Annotated in this window: 24 protein-coding genes and 1 pseudogene; 5 read left to right on the plus strand and 20 right to left on the minus strand. The window is 72.0% G+C overall.

Going from position 1 to position 24,499, the window contains the following annotated elements; all coding sequences use genetic code 11:
- Positions 1-40: 40 nt before the first annotated feature.
- From ACSMXO_RS29825 to pyrR, 6 genes are read right to left on the minus strand one after another with little or no spacing between them, the layout of a single operon-like run.
- A complete protein-coding gene (locus ACSMXO_RS29825) occupies positions 41-1,108 on the minus strand; it encodes a quinone-dependent dihydroorotate dehydrogenase (RefSeq protein WP_455414735.1) in 1,068 nt (355 codons plus the stop codon).
- Positions 1,105-4,428 carry a carbamoyl-phosphate synthase large subunit gene (gene carB, locus ACSMXO_RS29830; protein ID WP_455414736.1) on the minus strand — a complete coding sequence of 1,108 codons (3,324 nt, stop codon included), beginning with the start codon at positions 4,426-4,428 and terminating at the stop codon, positions 1,105-1,107. The genes ACSMXO_RS29825 and carB overlap by 4 nt, the downstream gene beginning before the upstream one ends.
- Positions 4,421-5,545 carry a glutamine-hydrolyzing carbamoyl-phosphate synthase small subunit gene (gene carA, locus ACSMXO_RS29835; RefSeq protein WP_455414737.1) on the minus strand — a complete coding sequence of 375 codons (1,125 nt, stop codon included), beginning with the start codon at positions 5,543-5,545 and terminating at the stop codon, positions 4,421-4,423. The genes carB and carA overlap by 8 nt, the downstream gene beginning before the upstream one ends.
- 52 nt (positions 5,546-5,597) lie before the next feature.
- A complete protein-coding gene (locus ACSMXO_RS29840; RefSeq protein ID WP_346259684.1) occupies positions 5,598-6,914 on the minus strand; it encodes a dihydroorotase in 1,317 nt (438 codons plus the stop codon).
- Complete coding sequence (locus ACSMXO_RS29845; RefSeq protein ID WP_346259685.1) at positions 6,914-7,837, minus strand: aspartate carbamoyltransferase catalytic subunit; 924 nt, start codon at positions 7,835-7,837, stop codon at positions 6,914-6,916. The genes ACSMXO_RS29840 and ACSMXO_RS29845 overlap by 1 nt, the downstream gene beginning before the upstream one ends.
- On the minus strand, positions 7,837-8,418 hold the full coding sequence (pyrR, locus tag ACSMXO_RS29850) for a bifunctional pyr operon transcriptional regulator/uracil phosphoribosyltransferase PyrR (protein WP_318397399.1): 582 nt from the start codon (positions 8,416-8,418) through the stop codon (positions 7,837-7,839). Before pyrR ends, ACSMXO_RS29845 begins: the two co-directional genes overlap by 1 nt.
- A 283-nt stretch (positions 8,419-8,701) precedes the next feature.
- Here pyrR and bldD point away from each other — a divergent pair, with 283 nt between their 5' ends.
- Complete coding sequence (gene bldD, locus ACSMXO_RS29855) at positions 8,702-9,190, plus strand: transcriptional regulator BldD (RefSeq protein ID WP_101366736.1); 489 nt, start codon at positions 8,702-8,704, stop codon at positions 9,188-9,190.
- A gap of 533 nt (positions 9,191-9,723) precedes the next feature.
- On the opposite strand, the gene nusB is transcribed toward bldD, so the two are convergent.
- From nusB to ACSMXO_RS29880, 5 genes are all read right to left on the minus strand, one after another.
- Complete coding sequence (nusB, locus tag ACSMXO_RS29860) at positions 9,724-10,134, minus strand: transcription antitermination factor NusB (RefSeq protein ID WP_346259752.1); 411 nt, start codon at positions 10,132-10,134, stop codon at positions 9,724-9,726.
- 23 nt (positions 10,135-10,157) lie between these two features.
- Positions 10,158-10,715, minus strand: a complete 558-nt coding sequence (efp, locus tag ACSMXO_RS29865; RefSeq protein ID WP_107262813.1) for an elongation factor P — start codon at positions 10,713-10,715, stop codon at positions 10,158-10,160.
- A gap of 101 nt (positions 10,716-10,816) precedes the next feature.
- Positions 10,817-11,263 carry a type II 3-dehydroquinate dehydratase gene (gene aroQ / locus ACSMXO_RS29870; protein WP_346259686.1) on the minus strand — a complete coding sequence of 149 codons (447 nt, stop codon included), beginning with the start codon at positions 11,261-11,263 and terminating at the stop codon, positions 10,817-10,819.
- A complete protein-coding gene (aroB, locus tag ACSMXO_RS29875; RefSeq protein WP_346259687.1) occupies positions 11,260-12,336 on the minus strand; it encodes a 3-dehydroquinate synthase in 1,077 nt (358 codons plus the stop codon). Before aroB ends, aroQ begins: the two co-directional genes overlap by 4 nt.
- Before the next feature lie 11 nt (positions 12,337-12,347).
- Positions 12,348-13,346 carry a helix-turn-helix transcriptional regulator gene (locus ACSMXO_RS29880; protein WP_455414738.1) on the minus strand — a complete coding sequence of 333 codons (999 nt, stop codon included), beginning with the start codon at positions 13,344-13,346 and terminating at the stop codon, positions 12,348-12,350.
- 85 nt (positions 13,347-13,431) lie between these two features.
- Between ACSMXO_RS29880 and ACSMXO_RS29885 the strand changes: the two genes are divergently transcribed.
- A complete protein-coding gene (locus tag ACSMXO_RS29885; protein WP_455414739.1) occupies positions 13,432-14,178 on the plus strand; it encodes an alpha/beta fold hydrolase in 747 nt (248 codons plus the stop codon).
- A 303-nt stretch (positions 14,179-14,481) separates the two neighbouring features.
- The gene (locus tag ACSMXO_RS29890) at positions 14,482-15,411 is read left to right on the plus strand and encodes a TIGR04222 domain-containing membrane protein (protein WP_455414740.1); all 930 of its coding nucleotides are present in this window, start codon (positions 14,482-14,484) and stop codon (positions 15,409-15,411) included.
- A 171-nt stretch (positions 15,412-15,582) separates the two neighbouring features.
- Here the strand turns inward: ACSMXO_RS29890 and ACSMXO_RS29895 are convergent, their stop codons facing one another.
- From ACSMXO_RS29895 to ACSMXO_RS29905, 3 genes are all read right to left on the minus strand, one after another.
- Positions 15,583-16,098, minus strand: a complete 516-nt coding sequence (locus ACSMXO_RS29895; RefSeq protein WP_455414741.1) for a shikimate kinase — start codon at positions 16,096-16,098, stop codon at positions 15,583-15,585.
- A gap of 61 nt (positions 16,099-16,159) precedes the next feature.
- Positions 16,160-17,338 carry a chorismate synthase gene (gene aroC / locus ACSMXO_RS29900; RefSeq protein WP_455414742.1) on the minus strand — a complete coding sequence of 393 codons (1,179 nt, stop codon included), beginning with the start codon at positions 17,336-17,338 and terminating at the stop codon, positions 16,160-16,162.
- Positions 17,339-17,435: 97 nt separating this feature from the next.
- Positions 17,436-17,933, minus strand: a complete 498-nt coding sequence (locus ACSMXO_RS29905; RefSeq protein WP_455414743.1) for a MarR family winged helix-turn-helix transcriptional regulator — start codon at positions 17,931-17,933, stop codon at positions 17,436-17,438.
- Between the two features lie 177 nt (positions 17,934-18,110).
- On the opposite strand from ACSMXO_RS29905, the pseudogene ACSMXO_RS29910 reads away from it, so the two are divergent.
- Positions 18,111-19,310: pseudogene (locus tag ACSMXO_RS29910) on the plus strand (multidrug effflux MFS transporter); the annotation flags it as partial.
- Positions 19,311-19,446: 136 nt separating this feature from the next.
- On the opposite strand, the gene ACSMXO_RS29915 reads toward ACSMXO_RS29910, so the two are convergent.
- From ACSMXO_RS29915 to ACSMXO_RS29925, 3 genes are all read right to left on the minus strand, one after another.
- Positions 19,447-19,638 carry a DUF397 domain-containing protein gene (locus ACSMXO_RS29915; RefSeq protein ID WP_455414744.1) on the minus strand — a complete coding sequence of 64 codons (192 nt, stop codon included), beginning with the start codon at positions 19,636-19,638 and terminating at the stop codon, positions 19,447-19,449.
- Positions 19,639-19,952: 314 nt separating this feature from the next.
- Entirely contained in the window at positions 19,953-20,141 is a 189-nt protein-coding gene (locus tag ACSMXO_RS29920; protein WP_455414745.1) for a DUF397 domain-containing protein, read from the minus strand.
- On the minus strand, positions 20,104-20,913 hold the full coding sequence (locus tag ACSMXO_RS29925) for a helix-turn-helix domain-containing protein (RefSeq protein WP_455414746.1): 810 nt from the start codon (positions 20,911-20,913) through the stop codon (positions 20,104-20,106). Before ACSMXO_RS29925 ends, ACSMXO_RS29920 begins: the two co-directional genes overlap by 38 nt.
- 370 nt (positions 20,914-21,283) lie before the next feature.
- Here ACSMXO_RS29925 and ACSMXO_RS29930 point away from each other — a divergent pair, with 370 nt between their 5' ends.
- Positions 21,284-21,538, plus strand: a complete 255-nt coding sequence (locus ACSMXO_RS29930) for a hypothetical protein (RefSeq protein WP_455414747.1) — start codon at positions 21,284-21,286, stop codon at positions 21,536-21,538.
- A gap of 420 nt (positions 21,539-21,958) precedes the next feature.
- Here the strand turns inward: ACSMXO_RS29930 and ACSMXO_RS29935 are convergent, their stop codons facing one another.
- Genes ACSMXO_RS29935 through ruvX form a run of 3 tightly spaced genes read right to left on the minus strand, consistent with a single transcriptional unit; the run spans position 21,959 to position 24,480 of the window.
- Positions 21,959-22,789, minus strand: a complete 831-nt coding sequence (locus tag ACSMXO_RS29935) for a shikimate dehydrogenase (RefSeq protein ID WP_455414748.1) — start codon at positions 22,787-22,789, stop codon at positions 21,959-21,961.
- A gap of 12 nt (positions 22,790-22,801) precedes the next feature.
- On the minus strand, positions 22,802-24,022 hold the full coding sequence (mltG, locus tag ACSMXO_RS29940) for an endolytic transglycosylase MltG (protein WP_455414749.1): 1,221 nt from the start codon (positions 24,020-24,022) through the stop codon (positions 22,802-22,804).
- The gene (gene ruvX, locus ACSMXO_RS29945) at positions 24,019-24,480 is read right to left on the minus strand and encodes a Holliday junction resolvase RuvX (protein WP_455414750.1); all 462 of its coding nucleotides are present in this window, start codon (positions 24,478-24,480) and stop codon (positions 24,019-24,021) included. The genes mltG and ruvX overlap by 4 nt, the downstream gene beginning before the upstream one ends.
- Positions 24,481-24,499 lie beyond the last annotated feature (19 nt).

Here is a 24,499-nt window from a genome sequence, read left to right on the forward strand (position 1 = left end):
CGGCACCCCTCCGATCCCGCTGTGGCGGCCTCCCCGGGGCTCACGGCCGGGTCGCCCGGGCCACCGCACGGACCAGCCCCGGCCCGCCGTAGACGAAGCCGGTGTAGAGCTGCACCAGGCTGGCTCCGGCGTCCAGCAGCGCGGTGGCGTCCGCCGGGTCGAGGATGCCCCCCACCCCGACCACCGGCAGCGCGCCGTTCGTCTCGGCGTGCACGAACGAGACCACTTCCCGGGTACGCGCGGTCAGCGGCCGGCCGGAGAGCCCGCCCGCCTCACCGGCCCGGTGCGCGTCCGACGGGGCGATCCCGTCCCGGCCCAGCGTGGTGTTGGTGGCGATCACCCCGGCGGCTCCCCGGTCCAGGCAGACCTGGAGCACCTCGGCGATGGCCGCCTCGGTCAGGTCCGGGGCGATCTTGACCAGGATCGGCTTCTCCCCGACCAGCGCGGTCAGTAGCGCGTCGAGGTGCGCCCGGTCCTGCAGCGCCCGCAACCCGGGGGTGTTCGGCGAGGAGACGTTGACCGCGAAGTAGTCGCCGTACGGCGCCAGCGCCCGGTACGAGGCCAGGTAGTCGGCGACGGCGTCGTCCAGCGGGGTGATCTTGGACTTGCCCAGCGAGATGCCGAGCGGCACCCCCAACGGCCGGCGCAGCGCCGCCAGCCGCCCGGCCAGCGCCTCCGCTCCGGCGTTGTTGAAGCCCATCCGGTTGATCACCGCCGCGCTTTCCGGCAGCCGGAACAGCCTCGGCCGGGGGTTGCCCGGCTGCGGATGCGCGGTGACCGTACCCACCTCGACGAAGCCGAAGCCCAGCGCCGGCCAGGCCGGCAGCGCGGCGCCGTCCTTGTCCATCCCCGCGGCCAGCCCGACCGGGTTGGGGAAGTCGACCCCGAAGACGGTACGCGGGGCGGAGACGGCGTACCGGGCCCGCAGCAGCGCCAGCGCGGCCGGACTGCGGGAGAGCCCGGCCAGCCGGCCCAGCGTCCACTCGTGTGCGGTCTCCGCGTCCCCGCCGCCGAGCCGGAACAGCGCGGGCCGGACGACCCGGTCGAAGAGCGCTCCCCCGCCCGCCGTACGCCGGCCCGGTTCGGCCGTCGCCGTCGGCGTGCTCACTCGCCGGCCCGCAGCGCCGCGTGCAACTCCTGCAACGGCCGGACCGACATGTCGCCCCGGATCAGCGCCTCGATCCCCATCACCGCGGCCGCCGCGCCGGGCACGGTGGTGATGCACGGGATGTCCGCGCCGACCGCCGCGCTGCGGATCTCGTACCCGTCGGAGCGGGCGCTCGCCCCGGAACCCTGCGGGGTGTTGATCACCAGGTCCACCTCGCCGGCCGCGATCAGCGTGACCGCGTCCGGCGAGTCGGCACCCTCCTCGTAGTGCTTGCGGATCAGCTCGCAGGAGATGCCGTGCCGGCGCAGCACCTCACCGGTGCCGGTGGTGGCGACGATCTCGAAGCCGAGGTCGGCGAGGCGCTTGACCGGGAAGATCATGCCGCGCTTGTCCCGGTTGGCCACTGAGACGAAGACCTTGCCCCGGATCGGCAGCGAGCCGTACGCCGCCGCCTGCGACTTGGCGAAGGCGTGCCCGAAGGCGGTGTCGATGCCCATCACCTCGCCGGTGGACTTCATCTCCGGGCCGAGCAGCGAGTCGATGCCCTTGCCGGTCGGGGTGCGGAACCGCTTGAACGGCAGCACCGCCTCCTTCACCGCCACCGGCGCGTCGGCCGGGGTCGTCGTACCGTCGCCGGTCGGCGGGAGCAGCCGCTCGGCGCGCAGCTCGGCGATGGTGGCCCCGAGCATGATCCGGGCGGCCGCCTTGGCCAGCGGCACCGCGGTCGCCTTGGAGACGAACGGCACGGTCCGGGAGGCCCGCGGGTTCGCCTCCAGCACATAGAGGGTGTCGTCCTTCAGCGCGTACTGCACGTTGAGCAGGCCGCGCACCCCGATCCCCCGGGCGATCTGGACGGTGTAGTGGCGTACCGCCGCCAGGTGCGAGCTGGCCAGGGTGATCGGCGGCAGCGCGCAGGAGGAGTCGCCGGAGTGGATGCCGGCCTCCTCGATGTGCTCCATCACCCCGCCGACGTAGACCTCGCCGTCGGCGTCGCAGAGCGCGTCCACGTCGATCTCGATCGCGTCGTCGAGGAAGCGGTCCACCAGCACCGGATGGTCCGGCGAGATGTCGGTGGCCCGGGCGATGTACCCGCGCAGCGTGTCGTCGTCGTAGACGATCTCCATGCCCCGCCCGCCGAGCACGTACGACGGCCGGACCAGCACCGGATAGCCGATCTCGGCGGCGATGGCGTGCGCCTCGTCGTACGAGGTGGCGGTGCCGTGCGCCGGGGAGCGCAGCCCGGCCCGGTCCAGCAGCGCACCGAACGCGCCCCGCTCCTCGGCCAGGTGGATCGACTCGGGGCTGGTACCGATGATCGGCACACCGGCGTCCTTGAGCCGCTGCGCCAGGCCCAGCGGGGTCTGCCCGCCGAGCTGGACGATCACCCCGACCACCCCCGGCCCGCCGGCCGCCCTGCCGGAGCTGTCCTCGGAGTGCCAGACCTCCAGCACGTCCTCGAAGGTCAGCGGCTCGAAGTAGAGCCGGTCGGCGGTGTCGTAGTCGGTGGAGACGGTCTCCGGGTTGCAGTTGACCATCACCGTCTCGTAGCCGACCTCCCGGAGCGCCATCACCGCGTGCACGCACGAGTAGTCGAACTCGATGCCCTGGCCGATCCGGTTCGGCCCGGAGCCGAGGATCAGCACCTTGGGCCGGTCCGACGGGGTCACCTCGGTCTCTTCGTCATAACTGCTGTAGTGGTAGGGCGTACCGGCGGCGAACTCGGCGGCGCAGGTGTCCACGGTCTTGTAGACCGGGCGTACCCCGAGCCGGTGCCGGAGCGTCCGTACCCCGTCCTCGGCGGCCAGCTCCGGGCGGAGCGCCGCGAGCTGCCGGTCGGAGATGCCGGCCCGCTTGGCCCGGCGCAGCAGCTCCTCGTCGAGTACCGCGGCGGCGACGATCTCGGCACGCAGCTCGACCAGCCCGGCGATCTGGTCCAGGAACCACGGGTCGATCCCGCCGGACGCCTCCGACACCTGTGCCACCGAGGCGCCGAGCCGCAGCGCCCGCTCGACGCTGTAGAGCCGCCCGTCGTGCGGGGTGCGCAGCGCGGCGAGGGTGCCGTCAAGAGTGGCGCCCTCCGGGTCCGGCACGGTCCAGAAGCCGCCCTCCTTGGTCTCCATCGAGCGCATCGCCTTGTTCAGCGCCTCGGGGAAGTTCCGGCCCAGGCTCATCGCCTCGCCGACCGACTTCATCGTGGTGGTGAGTTCCTTGTCGGCGGCCGGGAACTTCTCGAAGGCGAACCGGGGAATCTTCACCACCACGTAGTCGAGGGTCGGCTCGAACGCGGCGGGGGTCTTCAGGGTGATGTCGTTCGGGATCTCGTCCAGGGTGTAGCCGACGGCCAGCTTCGCGGCGATCTTGGCGATCGGGAAGCCGGTCGCCTTGGAGGCCAGCGCGGACGACCGGGAGACCCGGGGGTTCATCTCGATCACGACCAGCCGGCCGTCGCGCGGGTTGACCGCGAACTGGATGTTGCAGCCGCCGGTGTCCACCCCGACCTCGCGGAGCACCGCGATGCCGAGGTCACGCAGCCGCTGGTACTCCCGGTCGGTCAGGGTCATCGCCGGTGCGACGGTGACGCTGTCCCCGGTGTGCACGCCCATCGGGTCGACGTTCTCGATCGAGCAGACCACCACGACGTTGTCGTGCCGGTCCCGCATCAGTTCGAGCTCGTACTCCTTCCAGCCGAGCACGCTCTCCTCGATGAGTACCTCGTGCACCGGGCTGGCCGCCAGGCCCGCCCCGGCGATCCGCTCCAGGTCCTCGTCGGTGTGCGCCATCCCGGAGCCGAGCCCGCCCATCGTGAACGACGGCCGGATCACCACCGGCAGGCCCAGCTCGGCGACGGTGGAGCGGACCTCGTCCATCGAGTGGCAGACCCGGCTGCGCGGGGTCTCGCCGCCGGCCTTGGCGACGATCTCCTTGAAGAGCTGCCGGTCCTCGCCGCGCCGGATGGCGTCGATGTCGGCGCCGATCAGCTCGACGCCGTACTTGGCGAGCACCCCGGACTCGTGCAGCGCCACGGCGGTGTTCAGCGCGGTCTGGCCGCCCAGGGTGGGCAGCAGGGCGTCCGGCCGCTCCTTGGCGATGACCAGCTCGACGAACTCCGGGGTGATCGGCTCGACGTAGGTGGCGTCGGCGAACTCCGGGTCGGTCATGATGGTCGCCGGGTTGGAGTTGACCAGGCTGACCCGCAGCCCCTCGGCGCGCAGCACCCGGCAAGCCTGGGTGCCGGAGTAGTCGAACTCGCAGGCCTGGCCGATCACGATCGGCCCGGAGCCGATCACCAGTACGTGCTTGAGGTCTGTCCGCCTAGGCATGCTTGCCGCCTTCGATGAGTTCGGCGAAGCGGTCGAAGAGGTAGTCCGCGTCGTGCGGGCCGGCCGCCGCCTCCGGGTGGTACTGCACGGTGAACGCCGGTACGTCCTTGGCCCGCAGCCCCTCGACCACGTTGTCGTTCAGGCAGACGTGGCTCACCTCGACCCCGCCGAAGTCGGTGTCGATCACCTGGTTGAGCGGCGCGTCGACCGCGAACCCGTGGTTGTGGCTGGTCACCTCGACCTTGCCGGTGCTCTGGTCCAGCACCGGCTGGTTGATGCCCCGGTGCCCGTACCCCAGCTTGTAGGTGCCGAAGCCGAGCGCCCGGCCGAGGATCTGGCTGCCGAAGCAGATCCCGAAGAGCGGGAGCCGCCGGCGCATCACCTCGCGGGCCAGCCCGGCCGGATGGTCGGCGGTGGCCGGATCACCCGGGCCGGGCGAGAAGAAGACCGCGTCGGCGCCGGTGGCCAGCAGGTCGTCGATGGTCGACGACGCGGGCAGCACGTGCGTGGTGACCCCGCGCGCGGCGAGCCGGCGCGGCACGTTCCGCTTGATCCCCAGGTCCAGCGCGGCCACCGTGAACCGGTGCTCCCCCTCGGCCTGCACCACGTACGGCTGCGCCGTGGTCACCTCGGCGGAGAGGTCGGCCCCCTCCATCCGGGGCGCCTCGCGGACCCGGGCCAGCAGTTCCACCGGGTCATCGGTCAGGCTGGAGACCCCGACCCGCATCGCGCCGCGCTCCCGCAGGTGCCGGGTGAGCGCCCGGGTGTCCACCCCGGCGATCCCGACCACACCCTCGGTGGCCAGCCGGTCCTCCAGGGAGCCGGTGGCCCGCCAGTTCGAGCCGATCCGGGCCGGGTCCCGGACGACGTACCCGGCCACCCAGATCCGGCCCGACTCGTCGTCCTCGGCGTTCACCCCGGTGTTGCCGATGTGCGGCGCGGTCTGCACCACCACCTGGCGGTGGTAGGACGGGTCGGTCAGCGTCTCCTGGTAGCCGGTCATCCCGGTGTTGAAGACCGCCTCGCCGAAGGTCTCCCCCACGCTGCCGTACGCCTCGCCGCGGAAGGTCCGGCCGTCCTCCAGGACCAGGATCGCCGATCGCCGCCGCCCGCTCATGCCCTGCCTCCGATCCGGACTGCGGGGCTCGCAAGCTCACTCCTCGCTCGGATCACTTCACGGCCTTTCCGTCCAGCACCGTCGGCTCGCCGCGCAGGAAGGTCGCGACGATCCGGCCGGGCAGGGTGAGCCCGGCGTACGGGGTGTTGCGGCTGCGGCTGGCCTGCTCGGCCGGGTCGATGGTGCGACGAGCCGCCGGATCCACCAGGGTCAGGTTGGCCGGTACCCCCGGTGCCGGGGTGCGGCCGTGCTCGGTCAGCCCGGCGATCCGGGCCGGGGTCCGGGACATCCGCTCGGCGATCAGGTCCCACCGTTCGCCGAGTACGTCGAGTAGCACCGAGAGCGCCGTCTCCAGCCCGAGCATGCCCGGCCGGGCGTACGCCCACTCGCACTCCTTGTCCTCCAGCGCGTGCGGGGCGTGGTCGGTGGCGACGATGTCGATGATCCCCTCGACCAGCGCCGCGCGCAGCGCGGTGACGTCGGCGGCGGTACGCAGCGGCGGATTGACCTTGAAGACCGGGTCGTAGCTGGCGGCGCGTTCGTCGGTGAGCAGCAGGTGGTGCGGGGTGACCTCGGCGGTCACCCGCACGCCGCGCTTCTTGGCGTGCCGGAGCACCTCCACGCTGCCGGCGGTGGAGAGGTGGCAGACGTGCAGCCGGCTGCCGACGTGCTCGGCCAGCAGCACGTCCCGGGCGATGATCGCCTCCTCGGCGACCGCCGGCCAGCCGGTCAGGCCGAGCCGGGTCGAGACCTCGCCCTCGTGCATCTGGGCGCCCTCGGTCAGCCGGGGCTCCTCGGCGTGCTGCGCGATCACCCCGTCGAACGCCTTGACGTACTCCAGGGCCCGGCGCATCAGCCGGGGGTCGGCCACGCAGTGCCCGTCGTCGGAGAAGATCCGCACCCGGGCCGCGGAGTCGGCCATCGCGCCCAGCTCGGCCAGGCGCTCGCCGGCCAGCCCGACGGTGACGGCGCCGATCGGCTGCACGTCGACCAGCCCGGCCTCGCGGCCGAGCCGCCACACCTGCTCCACCACCCCGGCCGTGTCGGCGACCGGCGACGTGTTGGCCATCGCGCAGACGGCGGTGTAGCCCCCCAGCGCCGCCGCCCGCGAGCCGGACTCGACCGTCTCGGCGTCCTCCCGGCCCGGCTCCCGCAGGTGCGTGTGCAGGTCGACCAGGCCGGGCAGCGCGACCAGCCCGTCCCCGTCGACCACCCTGGCACCCCGGGCGGCCAGGCCGTGGCCCACCTCGGCCACCACGCCGCCGGCCAGCAGCAGGTCGACCGGCTCGGCGCCGACCACCCGCACGCCCCGGATCAGGTACGCCGGCGTCGCCGCCCCCGGGTCACCTCCGGTGGTCACGTCGGTCATCACTTCATTCCCCCCAACAGCAGGTACAGGACGGCCATCCGGACGGAGACTCCGTTGGCGACCTGTTCGACGATCGTGGAGCGGGGCGAGTCGGCCACCTCGGGCGCGATCTCCATCCCGCGGTTCATCGGACCCGGGTGCATCACGATGGCGTGGTCCGGCAGCCGGGCCATCCGGGGCCCGTCGAGTCCGTAGCGCCGGGCGTACTCCCGGGCGGACGGGAAGTAGGAGTCGGCCATCCGCTCCCGCTGCACCCGCAGCATCATCACCACGTCCGAGGTGGGCAGCACCGCGTCGAGGTCGTACGACACCTCGGTGCCGGGCGCGAGCGCCGCGCCGATGTCGACCGGGATCAGCGTCGGCGGGCCGACCAGGGTCACCTTGGCGCCCAGGGTGGCCAGCAGCAGCACGTTGGAGCGGGCGACCCGGCTGTGCAGCACGTCGCCGACCACCGCGACCGACAGCCCGGCGATCCGCCCCAGCCGGGCCCGCATCGTGTACGCGTCCAGCAGCGCCTGGGTCGGGTGTTCGTGCGTACCGTCGCCGGCGTTGAGCACGGAGCCCTCGACCCAGTTGGCGAGCCGGTGCGGCGCCCCGGAGGCCGGGTGCCGGATCACCACCGCGTCGGCCCCCATCGCCTGGAGGGTCAGCGCGGTGTCCTTCAGGCTCTCGCCCTTGGAGACGCTGGAGCCCTTGGCGGAGAAGTTGATCACATCGGCGGAGAGCCGCTTGGCCGCCGCCTCGAAGGAGATCCGGGTCCGGGTGGAGTCCTCGTAGAAGAGGTTGACCACGGTACGCCCGCGCAGCGCGGGCAGCTTCTTCACCTCGCGGCCGGCCACCGTCGCCATCTCGGCGGCGGTGTCCAGGATCAGCGTGGCGGTGGTCGCGTCGAGATCCGCACCGGAAAGCAGGTGTTTGAGCATTATGCCGCCCCTCCGATCAGCTTGACCTCGTCGGTGCCGTCGGTCTCCGCGAGAGTCACCTTGACGCTCTCGGCGAGCGCCGTCGGGATGTTCTTCCCCACGTAGTCGGCCCGGATCGGCAACTCCCGGTGGCCCCGGTCGACCAGCACGGCGAGCTGCACCGAACTGGGCCGGCCGAGGTCGCTGAGCGCGTCGAGGGCGGCCCGGACGGTCCGGCCGGAGAAGAGGACGTCGTCGACCAGGATCACCCGTTTGCCGTCGATCCCCTCCGGGGGGACCTGGGTCGGGCCGATCGCGCGTACCGCGTGCCGACGGAGATCGTCACGATAGAGAGTGATATCGAGCACACCCACCGGTACGGCGATGCCCTCGAAGGCGTTGATCCGGGCCGCCAGCCGGCGGGCCAGCGGAGCGCCCCGGGTGGGTATCCCGAGCAGTACGGTACCGGCCGCGCCCTGGGTCTTCTCCAGGATCTGGTGTGCGATTCGGTCCACCACCCGGGCCAGTTCGGCGCTGGTCAGGATGACCTTCACGGACGGTGGTGAGACCGGCTGCGGCTGAGCAGCCTGCGGGTACGCCACGGCGGACCCCCTTCCCCGCCTCACGGGACGGGTCGTTAAAGGACGTCGGATTCCGGCGCTTGCCTGACGCGGCCCGGGCCGGGGCTCTAGTCACGTTACCACTGGCCACGGGGCCGGCCACGGCGGGTCGCTGACCCCCGGATCAGCGAGCCGAAACCGCCCGGCTGAACACGATCTTTGTAATAGGTAGGTAACTAGCACTTGACCACGTGTCGTTATCCCCGTACCGTCACGCTCCGTAGCGATCGCTGGGGAGATCCCCGACCAGCACTGGGAGTGCCGAATGCCCTCTGAATACGCCAAGTCGTTGGGCGCGCGCCTGCGCTCTATCCGTCAGCAGCAGGGATTGTCCCTGCAGGGGGTGGAGGAGAAGTCAAACGGGCGGTGGAAAGCCGTCGTGGTCGGCTCGTACGAGCGGGGCGACCGGGCGGTGACGGTCTCCCGTCTCGCCGAACTCGCGGACTTCTACCGGGTGCCCGTCTCGGAGCTGCTGCCGGACGGCAGTGGCGTCCGTCACGAGCCGACGAACAAGATCGTGCTCGACCTCGAGCGGCTGTACGACGAGGCCTCCGAGGACCTCGCCTACGTCGCCCGCTATGCCCGCGCCATCCAGCAGCAGCGCGGTGACTACAACGGACGGGTGCTGTCGATTCGCGCGGACGACCTGCGGGCGCTCGCGATCGTCTACGACTCCTCCCCCTCCGGCCTGATCGAGCGGCTCACCGAGCACGGCGTGCTCGTCGCCGACCCCCGGGCGCTCTTCGCGTCCTGATCCCCCCGACTCGCGGGGTCCGTGCCTACCGGGCGCGGGCCCCGCGAGCCGTTTCGCCCCGAGCCGCCCGCACTGCCCGTCGCCGCTGCTCGTCACGTCTGGGCCGGGACGGCCCTCGCGACCCCGTCGCAGCCCCCGAGCACACGTCTGAGCCGGGACAACGTCTGAGCCGGGAACTGTCGAGCTGCGCCGTCTGTGCGCCCGCTGTCCGGGGGCGAAAGGGTTCAGTGACCCGGCCCGTCGACCGCAGCGCTGGCCCGACGCCGGGGCGGCCCGGTGCCGGCCGGCACCGGGCCGCCCCGGCCGGCGTCGAATGGCAGCAACATGCGACAGACAAGACCATCGCGAACGGCTCGGGGTCCCAAAGGAATCGGGGTCCCAAAGGAAATCGCCGACGGGGGGCACGACGATCCGGTGGGTGCGCAAACGGGGCAGCTCGACAGTCCCATGCACAGACGTCGCCCGGTCGGCTCCGGCCGCCCGCGACTGACACCCGGAACCCACCGCGCCGGGCGAACCCGGCTACCGAAGGCTCAGCGGGTCGCGTACTCGGCGATCCGGCCCAGGATGCCGTTGAGGAACCGGGGCGAGTCGTCGGTCGACATCTGCCGGGCCAGCTCGACCGCCTCGCTGATCGCCACCGCGTCGTCGATCTCGTCGAGGTAGAGCAGCTCGTAGATGGCGATCCGGGCGAGGTTACGGTCGACGACCGGCATCCGGTCCAGCGTCCAGCCCTCGGCGTAGCTGTCGATCAGCTCGTCGATCCGGGACTGGTGCGCCGCCACGCCCTCGATGAGGCCCACCGCGTAGCCCAGGTGCTCGGGGCGCGGCTGTTCCAACCGTTGGAGATAGCCGGCCAGCACCTCGGCGACGGGCCGGTCCCGCAGGTCCGCCTCGTAGAGGACGTCCAGAGCCCGCTTGCGCGCCTTGCGGCGGGCCGGCATCTGCTGTTTGGGGCCCTCCGCCATCAGGCTCGGCCGAGATAGCGGCCGTCGCGGGTGTCGACCTTGATCTTCTCGCCGGTGGTGATGAAGAGCGGCACCTGGACGGTGGCGCCGGTCTCGACCGTCGCCGGCTTGTTGCCGCCGGTGGACCGGTCGCCCTGCAGGCCGGGCTCGGTGTAGGTGATCTCCAGCACGACGCTGGTCGGCAGTTCGACGTAGAGCGGCACGCCCTCGTGGGTGGCGACGATCGCCTCCGCCTCGGGCAGCAGGTAGTTGGCCGCCTCGCCGACCGTGCCGCCGGGCACCGGAATCTGGTCGTACGTCTCCAGGTCCATGAAGACGTAGTCCTCGCCGTCGGCGTACAGATACTGCATGGTGCGCTTGTCGACGGTGGCCGTGTCGACCTTGGTACCCGCGTTGAACGTCTTGTCGACCACCTTGCCGGACAGCACGTTCTTCAGCGTGGTGCGCACGAACGCACCGCCCTTGCCGGGCTTGACGTGCTGGAACTCCACGACGGCCCACAGCTCGCCGTCGAGGTTGAGAACCAGCCCGTTCTTCAGGTCGTTGGTGGTGGCCATTTCCTGCCTTGATCTTTAATTCGGGCGGACAGACCCGGCAAGTCTACTAGGAGCGTCCAGTTGATCAGGACCAGCCCGATTCGAGGAGGCGGGACGGCCGATCAGCCTCGGGCGGACCGGTCCCGCAGCGCGGCCAGGTGCAGCAGGGCCAGCCGGTAACCGTCGACCCCGAGGCCGCAGATCACCCCGGTCGCGACGGCCGAGACCACGGAGTGGTGCCGGAACTCCTCCCGGGCGTGGATGTTGGAGATGTGCACCTCGACCAGCGGGCCGCGCAGCATGGCGCAGGCGTCCCGGACCGCGTAGGAGTAGTGCGACCAGGCGGCCGGGTTGAGCACCACCCCCGCCTCCTCGTCGGCCGCCTGGTGCAGCCAGCCGATCAACTCCGCCTCGGCGTCGGTCTGCCGGACCTCCACGTCCAGCCCCAGTTCCCTGCCGGTCGCCTGGCAGCTCGCCACCAGATCGGCGTAGCTGGTGGCGCCGTACACCTCGGGTTGCCGGATGCCGAGCCGGCCCAGGTTGGGCCCGTTGAGCACGTAGACCCTCATGCCGCCACCTCGGCGTACGCGTCGAACAGCAACCCGTCGTCCGGGCCGTCCAGGATGCCGGTCTCGGCCAGCCCGTCCAGCACGACGAACCGCAGCCGGTTGCCCCGGGTCTTCTTGTCCACCCGCATCGCGGCCAGCAGCTCCGGCCAGGCGTCCGCCCGGTAGCTCGTCGGCAGCCCGAGCGTGGTCAGCACCGTCCGGTGCCGGGCCGCCGTCGGCTCGTCCAGTCGGCCGGCCCGCCAGGCCAGCCCGGCGGCGTAGACCAGGCCGACGGAGATCGCGTGCCCGTGCCGCCAGCGGTAGCCCTCGACCTTCTCGATCGCGTGCCCGAGGGTGTGGCCGTAGTTGAGGATCTCCCGCCGGCCCGCCTCACGCAGGTCGCCGGAGACCACCTCCGCCTTCACCCGGATGGCCCGCTCGACCAGCTCCCGGACCACCGCCCCGGTCGGGTCCACCGCTGCCGTGGGGTCGGACTCGACCAGGTCGAGGATGGCCGGGTCGGCGATGAAGCCGCACTTCACCACCTCGGCGAGCCCGGCCGTCAGGTCGACCGCCGGCAGCGAGTCCAGCATCGCCAGGTCGCAGAGCACCCCGACCGGCGGGTGGAAGGCGCCGACCAGGTTCTTGCCGGCGGCCGTGTTGACCCCGGTCTTGCCGCCCACCGCCGCGTCGACCATGCCGAGCAGCGAGGTCGAGACCGGCACCCAGCGGACCCCGCGCAACCAGCAGGCGGCGACGAAGCCGGCCAGGTCGGTCACCGCGCCGCCACCCACCCCCACCACCGCATCGGTACGGGTGAAGCCCGCCGCGCCCAGCCGCTCCCAGCAGCCGGCCGCGACCTCGATGTCCTTGCCGGCCTCGGCATCCGGCACCGGCACGGTCAGCGGGGTGATCCCGGCGGCGCGGAGCCGCTCGGCCAGCTCGTCGGCGTGCGCCTTCAGCGGCGGGGCGTGCAGCACGGCGGCGCGCTCGGCACCGGCCAGCAGCGGCGGCAGCGCGGCCAGCAGGTCCCGGCCGACGAGGACGTCGTACGGCCGGTCGCCGCCGACCGGAATTCGGGTCAGCTCGTCCATCGGGCTAGAGCCTAGAGGATGGGGTCCGCCGGCAGCGGTGGTCGGCGGGCGGCGTACCCGGCGAGCGTGCCGGCGTAGTCGGTGACGGCGGTACGCAGCTCGTCCGGGCGGAGCACGGTGAACGGCCAGCCCAGCCCGGCGAGGAGCTGGGCCATCCCGGTCAGGTCCTCGGCCCGGGTTCGCAGCAGGATGCCGTCGGAGGTGGGCACCAGCTGGGCGACGCTGGGCGGTACCCGACGGCGGGCCTGTTCCAGATCGGTCTCCAGCAGCACCTCGACCTCCCAGCGGTACGCCACCCCGGCCAGCGACCGGGTGACGTGCCCGACCGGATCGAATCCGTCCGGCACGGTGAAGGTGCCGGTGCCGGTGCCGGTGCCGGTGCCGACCGACGCGATCCGGTCGAGCCGGAAGGTACGGACCTCGCCGCGCCGGTGGTCGTGGCCGGTGACGTACCAGCGACCGGCGTGGAAGACCAGGCCGTACGGGTCGAGGTCGCGCACCGACGGCTCACCGCGCCAGGAGCGGTAGCCGATGGTGACCCGCTGCCGGGAGTGGGTCGCCGCGCCCAGGGCGAGCAGGGTCGCGGTGGCCGGCCGGGGTGCGTCGGCCCGCCGCCGCAGGCTGAACCCGAGGCTCCGGGTCACCGCGTCGAGCCGGTCGGCGAGCGGCCCGGGCAGTACCCGGCGGATCTTCGCCTGGGCGAGCCCGGTGGCCGGAGCGGCGGTGCCCAGCCCGAGCTGTTCGGCGGCGACCAGCCCGAGCAGTACGGCCACCGCCTCGTCGTCGGTGAGCATCAGCGGCGGCAGCCGGTAGCCGGGCTGGAGCCGGTAGCCGCCGTACCGGCCCCGGGCGGCGGTCACCGGGATGCCGAGGTCGACCAGGGTGTCGGCGTACCGCCGGACGGTCCGCTGGTCGACGCCGAGCCGGGCGGCCAACTCGGCACCGGTCAGCCGGTGGGAACTCTGCAACAGCTCCAGCATCCCGAGCACCCGAGCGGCCGGATGTGGCACGGGTCACACTCCTAATCCGGGCGGAAGTCGCCCGGATTCGACTCTAGCCTCGGGGCCGGATCGCACGAGAAGAAGGAGCAGACAGATGGCCACGTTCGTCCTCGTCCCCGGTTTCTGGCTCGGCGCCTGGGCCTGGCGGGAGGTGACCGAGGGGCTGCGCGCGGCCGGGCACCGGGCGTACCCGCTGACCCTGACCGGGGTGGCCGACCGGGCTCACCTGGCCGACCCCGACGTGGGTCTGGAGACGCACACCGCCGACATCGTCCGGCTGGTCGAGGCGGAGGAACTGCACGATGTCGTACTGGTCGGGCACTCCGGCGGCGGGATGCCGGTCCAGCAGGCGGCGGACCGGCTCCCCGACCGGTTCGCCCGGGTGGTCTACCTCGACAGCGGGCCGCTGCCGGAGGGTACGGCGCAGTTCGACACCAACCCGCCGGAGGAGCAGCACCGGCTCCGGGCGCTGATCGGCGCCGGACACCTACTCCCGCCGCCGGCCTGGGACCCGGCCGCCGACCCGGTCAACCTGGCCGGGCTCGACGACGAGTCCCTGGACCTGCTCCGGGAGCGTGCCACCGGCCAGCCGCTGCGCACCGCCACCGACCCGGTACGCCTGCCGCACGGCCACACGGTGCCGGCCGCGCTGATCGCCTGCACCTTCCCGGTGGAGACGGTGCGGCAGATGGTCGCGCAGCGGCACCCGTTCTTCGCCGGGCTGGCCGGTGCTGACCTCTACGGCCTGCCGACCGGGCACTGGCCGATGTTCAGCGAGCCGAAGCGCCTGACCGAGCTGCTGGACCGGATCGGCCGGGCGGACCCGAACGGCGCCGCATAGCCGTCGGCGGCTCGGCGTCCCCGCCAGGCACGGGTGGCCGGCAGGTGTCCGGTGGGGAGACTGTCGAGCTGCCCCGCTTGTGCCGCCGAACAGGCCAGCCCAAGCCGGACAGGCAGAGCCCCAGGCGAGGACCACGAGTTGGGCGCGGTCGCGGGCATGGAACCTTGCCGTGGCCATCCTTCCGGCCAGGATGCGCTGTCCGCCGCCGGGTTTACCGGAACGATGCGGATTGCCGGGCCGACCGGTGGCGCCCGCCGTCGACACTGGAGCCAGCTCTTTCCTCGGTACCCGGGAGGAGGCGCGATGTGGTTCCTCTCCATCCCCATGCTCGTCTGGGCCTATCTCGGTGTGGCGGCGGCGGTGTTCGTCGGCGCGTGGGTGTACCGGCGAAAGGTCGTCAACGGCCCCGTCGGGCTCGGCGCCGGCGAACTCAAGCCGGAGCAGGTCGGCTACCTACAGTCCGGGGAGCGGCTCGCGGTCTACGCCTCGCTCGCTGGGTTGCGCTGCGCCGGCGTCGTACGGCTGAGCCATAAGAGGAAGCGGCTCCGGGCGTACGGCTCGCTGCCGGCCGGGGCGACCCCGCTGGACCGGGCGGTCTACGCCGCGGCCGCCACCCGGGTGCCGCAGCAGCAACTCCGGGCCGATCCCGGGGTGGTCGAGGCGGTCGACCTGCTGCGCGAGGAACTGGAACGGATGAGGCTGCTGCTCCCGCCCCGCGTACGCCGGGCGGCCCGGCGCGGGGTCTGGACGATGCTGGTGCTGGTGGCGGTCGGCAGCGCCCGGCTCGCCGTCGCGGCGAGCAACGGCCGGCCCGCCGGCTACCTCGCGGTCGCGCTGACCCTGGCCATCGTCGGATATCTCGTGCTGGTCGCCCGGATACCCCGGCGTAGTCTCGTCGCCGACCGGATGATGGACGAGCTGACCCGGACGTACGCCCACCTGCACCCCGACCAGCGTCCCGCGCTGACCACCTACGGCCCGACGGCGGCGGGCATGGGAGTGGCGCTGTTCGGCACCCGGCTGCTCCGGCAACTCGACCGGGATATGGGAGTCGAGGCACACATCGAGCACAGGGGGACCGAGGCCGCACCCAGCGGAACCGTCGGTTGGTGGGGCGGCTTCGGCGGCTACAACTACGGCGACGGCGGTGGGGGCGGATCGGACGGCGGGGGTAGCGGCGGCGGTGACGGCGGCTCTGGAGGTTATGGCGGTGGTGGCGAGGGTGGCGGTTGACCCTGGCGCGACGTCAGGCGGGCGAGCGGGTCTGGTGGTTCCACCGGCGTGGGCTCGGTCATCCGAGACCACCGGCCGCGCCGGTGACGTCGCTGGACCGGGCGGCGTTCCTGACCGGCGCCGCCGGGCTTGACCACTACCTACTGCTCAACCCTGCCTATGAAACACGGCCTACCCGACCCGGTCGCCGGCCAGCCCGGCCAGGATCTCCTCGGCCACCTGCTCTGGGGTCCGCCCGTCGGTGACCACGGTCCAGGTCGCCACCTCGGTGTAGAGCGGACGCCGCTGGTCGAGCAGGTGTTTCAGGGTGGCCCGGGGGTTGATCGCGAGCAGCGGCCGACCGGTGCCCAGGCCGACCCGCCGGACCGCGTCCGGCAGCTCGACCGAAAGGTAGATGACCCGGTGCCCGGCGAGCGCGGCCCGGTTCTCCTCGGCGAGGATCGCGCCGCCGCCGAGCGCCAGCACCCCGTCGAAGGTGGCCAGCGCGGTCGCCACGGCGGCCCGTTCCAGGGTACGGAAGTGATCCTCGCCGTCGTCGACGAAGATCTCCGGGATCGGCTTGCCGGCCGTCGCCTCGATGTCGCTGTCGGTGTCCCGGAAGTCGACGCCGAGGCCCTTGGCGACCAGCAGCCCGGTGCTGGTCTTGCCGGCGCCCATCACGCCGACCAGGACACAGACCGGTGCCATCAGCGGTGCTCCCGTTCCGTTCGCGACTGCGGGGCTCGCAAACCCGGCTCACTCCTCGCGCTCACCGGATCACCAGGTTGTCCAGGTAGCCGGCGAGGTTGCGGCGGATCTCGGTGACCGAGTCGCCGCCGAACTTCTCCAGCGCCGCCTCGGCCAGTACCAGCGCGACCATGGTCTCGGCGACGATCGCGGCGGCGGGTACGGCGCAGACGTCGGAGCGCTGGTTGATCGCGGTCGCCGGCTCGCCGGTCGCCACGTCCACCGTGGAGAGTGCCCGGTTGAGCGAGGAGATCGGCTTCATCGCGGCGCGTACCCGCAGCGGCTCGCCGGTGGTGATCCCGCCCTCCAGGCCACCGGCCCGGTCGGTGACCCGGCGTACCCCGGTCGCGGTGGGGACGATCTCGTCGTGCGCCACCGAGCCCCGGGACCGGGCCTGCTGCCAGGCGTCGCCGATCTCCACACCCTTGATCGCCTGGATGGACATCAGCGCGGCGGCGAGCCGGGCGTCGAGCTTGCGGTCCCACTGCACGTGGCTGCCGAGCCCCGGCGGTACCCCGTAGGCGAGCACCTCGACGATGCCGCCGAGGGTGTCGGCGTCGGACTTGGCGGCGTCCACCTCGGCGACCATCCGGGCACTCGCCTCCGGGTCGAGGCAGCGCAGCGGGTCGGCGTCGATCCGCTCGGCGTCCTCGGGTCGGGGCTGCAACCCGGGCTTGGCGGCCACCGAGCCGAGCTCCACCACGTGCGAGACGATCTCGATGCCGAGCGCCTGCCGGAGCAGGGCCCGGGCGACGGTGCCGACCGCGACCCGGGCGGCGGTCTCCCGGGCGCTGGCCCGTTCCAGGATCGGCCGGGCGTCGGTGTGGCCGTACTTCTGCATGCCGGCCAGGTCGGCGTGCCCGGGTCGGGGGCGGGTCAGCGGGGCATTACGGGCCTGACCGGCCAGCAGCTCCGGGTCGACCGGGTCGGCCGCCATCACCGTCTGCCACTTGGGCCACTCGGAGTTGCCCACCCGGATCGCCACCGGGCTGCCCAGGGTCAGGCCGTGCCGGAGACCGCCGACGATCTCGACCTCGTCCCGCTCGAAGGACATCCGGGCGCCCCGGCCGTAGCCGAGCCGACGGCGGCCCAACTGACGGACGATCTCCTCGCTGGTCACCTCGACCCCGGCCGGCAAGCCTTCCAGCACCGCAACCAGGGCGGGACCATGGGACTCCCCCGCCGTCAACCAGCGCAACACGACCAACCCTCTCCTCGTGGCGACCGGGCCGGCCGCCCGCCGGTCAAGTTTGGCACGGCCCCGGGGTGCTGCCGCGCACCGCCCGTGCCGTCCCGCTCTACGGACGGGCAGCGGTCGGCGGCCCGGACGGCTGGTCGGCCCGCTCCTGGTCGGCGAGCAGGTCGGCGAGCCGGTGCAGTTGGCCGGCGGCCCGCACGATGTCCCGGCGGGCCGGCTCGTCGAGCCGGTGCAGCGCGTCGAGCAGCAGGTCGCGCCGGTGCGCGACGTACTCGGCGATCCGCAGGTGCGCGGCCGGGGTCAGCCGGAGCCGGACGATCCGCCGGTTGTGCGGATCCCGGGCGCGTTCCAGCAGGCCGGCACCGGCGAGGTCGCCGACCAGCGTGCTGACCGTGTTGGCCGCCGTGTGCAGCCGTTCCGCCGCCTCCTTGACGCTGATCCCCGGGCAGCGCTCGACCAGCCGCAGCACCTCCACCTGGGCGTCCGGCAGCGGTACCCGGCCGATCCGTCGACTCGTCGACCGGCGCAGCACCCGGTGCAGGTCGGCCACGGCGCTGCCGAGCGCCTCCGCCGCGCCGGCCGTCACGTCGTCGGTCATCCTCGATCCCGTCACCGTCGCGTCCCCTGTCACCGTCTCGGCCGGCGCCGTCCTGGTCCGGCACCCCTGCCGTCGTCACCCGGGCACCTCGGTGCCTCCGGGGTCGGCTACTTCACATCGCAATAGCTCTGCCCACAGAGCTAAAGTGTCGGCTATCCCAAGACTAGGGGGACCGCAGTGGGCAGAGTGCGCTCCGCACCACCGCCGGGCCGCGCCTCGGGAGTCGGACAACTGCTGCTGCTCGGTACCCTGACCGCGGTCGGTCCACTGTCCCTGGACATGTACCTGCCGGCGTTCCCCGAGATGACCGGCGAGCTCGCCGCCACCCCGGCGCAGGTGCAGTTCTCGCTCACCACCTTCCTGTTCGGCCTCGCCCTCGGCCAGCTCGTCACCGGGCCGCTCAGCGACCGGTGGGGCCGCCGCCGGCCGGTACTGGTCGGTGTCGTCGCGTACACCGTGACCAGCCTGCTCTGCGCGTTCGCCCCGTCGGCCGAGGCACTGGCCGCGCTCCGGCTGCTCCAGGGCGTGACCAGCGGCATGGGCGTGGTCGTCGCCCGGGCCATCGTCCGGGACCTCTACTCCGGGGTGGCGGCGGCGAAGTACTTCTCCCGACTGATCCTGATCTTCGGGGTCGCCCCGGCCGCCGCACCGGCCCTCGGCACTCTGGTACTCCGGTTCGGCTCGTGGCGGGCGGTCTTCGTCGCGCTGTCGGCGATCGGTCTGCTGCTGCTCGCCGCCGTCATCTGGCGGCTGCCGGAGACGCTTCCGGCGCAGCGGCGGCACACCGGCGGGCTGGCCGGTACCGCCCGGGCGATGTGGGGACTGCTCACCGACCGGGTCTACCTCGGCTACGTACTCACCCAGGGGCTGGCCTTCGCCGCGCTCTTCGCGTACATCTCCGGGTCCTCGTTCGTGATCCAGGACGTCTTCGCGCTCTCCGCCGGCTGGTTCACCCTGGTCTTCGCGGTGAACGCCGTCGGGATGACCGCGGTCGGGCAACTCAACGCCCGGCTGCTCGACCGGTACGGCACCCGCCGGCTGCTCGGCACCGCCCTGCTCGTCAGCCTGCTGGCCGCCGCTGCCCTGCTCGGCGGGGCGATCACGGAGAACGTCCCGACCGTCCTGGTCGCGCTCTTCGCCTTCGTCTCGTGCGTCGGGATGATCCTGCCGAACGGGCTGGCCCTGTCCATGGACCGGCATCCCGGGCACGCCGGCAGCGCCGCCGCGCTGCTCGGCGCGCTCCAGTTGTCCATCGCCGCCGCCGTGGCACCGCTGGCCGGACTCGGCCCGGACGACAGCGCGGTGCCGATGGCCGTGCTGGTGCTCGGCAGCACCGCGCTCTCCGCGCTGGTCGTCTTCACCATCGCCCGGGGACGGGGACCGGCCGAGCCGCCTGGGTCGGTGGAAATTGAGCGATCACGTACGCCCGCCGGTCCCGCCCCGGCAGAACGCAGATGAGCGCCCCGCCGCCCGGGTCGTCCGGATAGTGGGGCACTGGTCGTGGCTCTGGCGGCTACGGCCGCTGGGCTACCTCACCGACGAACGCCCGCCAAGCGGCCGGCCCGAACGTCAGGGTGCCGCCATCCCGGTCCTTGGTGTCCCGGACCAGCACCCGGCCCGGAAGGTTGTCGGCAACCTCCACGCAGTTGCCCTGGTTGGTGCCGCTGCGGCTGCTCTTGTGCCAGTTCGGCGTAGGTGTACTCATGGATCAACCTACCGATCATCGTCCGCGTCTCAGTGCTGAGCAGTACCCGGGCGGATAGGGCCTCCCGCACCCACTCTAAGGCGCGTATGTCGTCGGCGTGCGAGTCCGCTCACGTAGCTGGTCGTGGAGCTACGAACCGTCCTTGAACCATCAACGACCGTCCCGCCCAAGCACCCGAGAAGCAATCGTAAGGTGCCGACGCTGAACCTCCAGGCTTGACACCCGCTTGGCGAGGTGTCGCCACACGACCAGAGACGACGCGCCCCACCGCCTGGGTCGACCGGGTAGCGGGGCGCTGGTCGTGGCTCTGGCGGCTACGGCCGCTGGGCTACCTCACCGACGAACGCCCGCCAAGCGGCCGGCCCGAACGTCAGGGTGCCGCCATCCCGATCCTTGGTGTCCCGGACCAGCACCCGGCCCGGAAGGTTGTCGGCAACCTCCACGCAGGCACCGCCATTCGGGCTGCTACGGCTGCTCTTTCGCCAACGCGGCTCCATGGTCATCAATCACCCTCAGGATCAACTCTCTAGTTGATGTCCAGGGTAGCGCCACGGCGCAGATGGATTCCCACGCGCGCCCCAGGTACAAGAGGTCTCGGACCTTGGCCGCTACGTCCCCGGACAGTTGATGATCGACGTAGGCGACGGACGCGCCGTCCGTCAGTGTGGCAACGGCGAACGCCCCGGCATGCCCAACGTGCAGGCCGGCCGTGAACGGCACCACCCTGACGTGCACGTTCGGTCGGTGACCGACGTCAACAAGGTGCTCAAGCTGTCGCTTCATGACCCCGGGGTCACCGTGCCGCAATACAGCCTCGCCGATGATGGCGGTAAGGACGACCGGGGTCGGTCGGTCGAAGACGGCCGCTTGCCGCCTGATCCTTGTCTGAACCGCTTCCTCGACCTGATCCGGGGTGTGGGGCCCTGCGGCCGTCACCGCTCGCGCGTACTCATCCGTCTGGAGCAGGCCAGGAATCACGGACGGTTCAAACCATCGCAGGATGACTGAGCGCGCCTCGTTCTCCTCCCACGGGCGCAGCCATGGAGCGACCGAATCCCCCCGGGATCTATCGGCCGCGCGCACCAGTTCGCCGCTGGCGCCAAGTGCGCGGTCAAGAGCGTCCGCCATGCCGTCGGCGGGGACACTCCGGCCCGACTCGTAGTGACCGATCTGAGAGCCACTGACATGTACCTCAGCGCCCACGGCGTCCTGAGACATTCCGCGCTCCACTCGAAGCCTGCGCAATAGGTGGCGAAACTCGTTCGTGTCGGCCAACTATCCCCCTCCGTCTGGTTGTAGGCCGCTACTGCTCTCAGCACATCTTCCGTCACCACAGGGTGACGGTCCAGGGTGGAGAGCAGACGGAGGAGCCCGCAAGCACGGCCCGTCCACCCTTGGAGGGCATCCATTGCGCTCCCCGAATGGGCCCCCTCCGTCAAAGGGGCGGGGGACCGAATCAGAGGCACTGGCGGTCCCCGCCTTCCAATCTCCGAGGACCCTGAGAGGTGATCCGATGGCACTGGAAAGGCGGCAACAACACCGACGAGACTGGCGACGACTCTGGCGCTATTGCCGATGTGGTCACCGCTGGGTCTGTCCGGACTCCCGCAAACGAACTCCGCCGCCGTTCCGCCCCTTCGCCCCGATGACCGAGGCGGAATACCGGGTCGGCTTCGCGGCATCGTCGCCCGCACCCAAGATCGTCTACGTCAGCCCGCCCTTCCCGATCCTGCCGAACACACGCTGGGCACAGGAGGGCAGGGAGGGCAAGAATCCGCTCTGGAACTCGCCGTCCGGCCGACACCAGATCGGCCGGGCCGGCGCGCTGACACCCGCCCAGATCCACCGGGGCCACCACGGCGAACGGGAGTCAGCCGCCGAGCGCGCCGGTCGGATGTAGCCGTGATCGGGCCGCAGGAGCGCTGGTACCGGCACATGCGACGGCTCGCCCGGCGGCGCTACCCGACCGGCAGACACACTCCGGCGCAGTCGTATAGCTGCGAGACCTGTCGGGACCCCTGGCCCTGCGCGCCCGCCCGCCTGGCCCTGCTTATCGGCTTCAGAGGCAACCGAGTCGGACTGATGATGTACCTCGGGGTACACCTCACCCGCGCACTGCAATCCATGCCCGACACGCACCCCGCGCTGATCGCGGGACAGATCCTCTACTGGGTGCCCCGGCGCCGCCAATGACCTGCCTCATCACCCGATCGGCCCGCCTCGGTTCGCCGCCCTCCCCTCGGCGTTCCGGGGCGGGCCTTTGTGCGCCCGAGTTTCCCAAAGACCACTACGTCGACCTCGCGGCCCGGCCCGGGTCCGCTCACTGCACGGCGCGGGCGGCGGCGAGGGCGGAACGCATCTCGGACACCGGGGCGCGTACCCCGGTGAACTGCTCGAACTGCCCGACCGCCTGGGCCAGCAGCAGGTCGAGGCCGGAGACGATCCGGCAGCCGGCCGCCGCCGCAGCCGCGGCGAGCGGGGTCGGCCACGGGTCGTAGACGACGTCGAAGAAGACCGTCTCGGGCCGCCAGGACCGGGCCGCCGCAGCGAAACCGTCGGCGGCGCCCTTCGGCACGGTGGAGATCACCAGATCCGCACCGTCCGGCTCGGCCGGCGCCGCCCAGTCCGCGATCTCGAACCGCAGCCCGAGCGTGCCGGCCAGCCCGGCCAGTTCCGCACCGGCGGCGGGCCGGCGTACCCGGCAGGTGACCCGGCGGGCGGCGAGCTGGACGGCGGCGGCGAGCGCCGCGCGGGCGGTACCGCCGGCACCGAGCAACACCACCTCGGCACCGGCCGGCACACCCGCGCCGGTCAGCACGTCGACCATCCCCGGTACGTCGGTGTTGTCGGCGGCCCACGAGCCATCCGGTCGGCGTACCAGAGTGTTGGCGGCGCCGATCGCGGCGGCGACCGGCGAGACCTCGCCGGCCACCGCGAGCGCCGCCTCCTTCAGCGGCATGGTCAGGGAGAGCCCCGCCCACTCCGGGCCGAGCCCGGCCACCCGGTCGGGCAGCTCGGCCTCGGCACACTCGATCGCGCTGTACGACCACCCGGTCAACCCGGCCGCCGCGTAACCGGCGTTGTGGATCACCGGGGAGAGCGAGTGGGCGATCGGCTTGCCCAACACCGCCGCCCGGCGCTCGTGCGTCACCTCGCCGTCACCTCAGAGCACGCCGTTCTCTCGGGCCTTCTGCTCGTTCCGTGCGTGTTCCTCGGCCGTCTCCGCGAACGCCGAGTGGCCCTGCTTGTCGATGGCCACGAAGAACCGCCAGTTGCCCTTGGGCGGGTTCATCGCCCCCTCCAGGGCCTGCTGGCCCGGGTTGTTGATCGGTCCCGGGGGCAGCCCGGCCTTGCCGTGCATCCGGTACGGGTTGTTCTTGTCGAAGAGTTCCGCGTCCGTCATGTCCCCGGACCGCTTGGTCTTCTTGCCGGTCAGCTCCCAGTAGTAGTTGACCCCGACGTCGAACTCCAGGCAGCCGGTCAGGCCGTTGCCGTTCTTGCAGTAATGGTCGCCGCTGTAGATCCGGTTGTACGCCACCCGGGCGACCTTGCCGAGGTCGTCGGCGTTGCCCGCCTCGGCCTGGGCCAGCGACGCCACGATCAGCGCCTCGTACGGGCTGATCTCGCGCTCCTTCTGCACCCGGTCGACGAAGTCGATCTCCTCGGCTACCGACATAAACCGCTGGACCATCAGCTTGAGGATCGCCTCGGCGCTGGCGTTCGGCGGGAGTTCGTAGGTGTCCGGGAAGAGGAAGCCCTCGATCGACTTCCGCACCGACTGCTTGTCGTCGCGCTTGAACCAGAAGTCGGCGATGCCGAGCCCTTCCAGGTCCTTGGCGGCCGTCTCGAAGTCCTTGACCGGAAGTTTCGTCTCGGCCGCCAGCGCCTTGAAGATCTGCTTGGCGGTCGCGCCCTCCTTGACCAGGAAGCCGTTGACGAGCTTGTTCTTCAGGTCCAGCAGCAGGCCCAGCGCCGCCTTCGCGTTCATCTCCTTGCGGACCTTGTACACACCCGGCTGGATGTTCTGGCTCCGCGAGTTCTCCTGGGCCGCCTCGATGAACGCCTTGGCGCTCTTGACGACGCCGGCCGCGACCAGCGTGTTGGCGATCTCGGCGATGCTCTGGCCCTGTTCGACCTGGACCTGCACCTCACCGCTGCCGTTGCCGTCGTAGTCCGGGGTGACGAAGTATCCCTGCACCCGGTCGAAGCCGTACCAGCCGGCACCGCCCAGGACGCCGAGCAGCACGAACGCCATCAGCAGTGCCGCGACGGTGCGCCCCCGCCCGCCACGCTTCTTCTTGCCGTTGCGTTTGCGCTGCGCGCCGCGCCGGTGCCGTCCCTTCTCCGCACGCTCGTCGAACGCGAGCTCCAACTCGTCGATCATTCCGTCCGCCTCCGCTGCCTATCTAGCCAGCTCTGCAGAATCTCCACCGCGGCCGCCTGATCGACCACCGCCCGTTGACGCCGTCCTCGGACGCCCCGCTCGGCTAGCCTACGAGAAGCCACGACGGTCGACATCCTTTCATCCACCAGATCGACCGGCACCGGCGTGATCGCCGCAGCCAGCCGCTGGGCGTACGCCTTCGCCTGGGTCGCCGCCGGTCCGTGCCCACCGGCGAGTGTCACCGGCAGACCGACCACCACCGTGACCACCTCGTGGAGTTCGACGAGCCGCGCGATTTCCGAGATATCGGCGGGAACCGCCTCAATACCGGTCTTCAGGTCCCGGGCCAGCGTGACCAGCGGAGTCGCCAGGATGCCGTCCGGGTCGGAGAGCGCCACGCCGACGCGTACCTGGCCGACGTCCACGCCGAGCCGCACGCCACGGGCAGGAGCCGTCATCGTGCCGCGCCTCGGAAAG

It is taken from the genome of Plantactinospora sp. DSM 117369 (assembly GCF_053764795.1).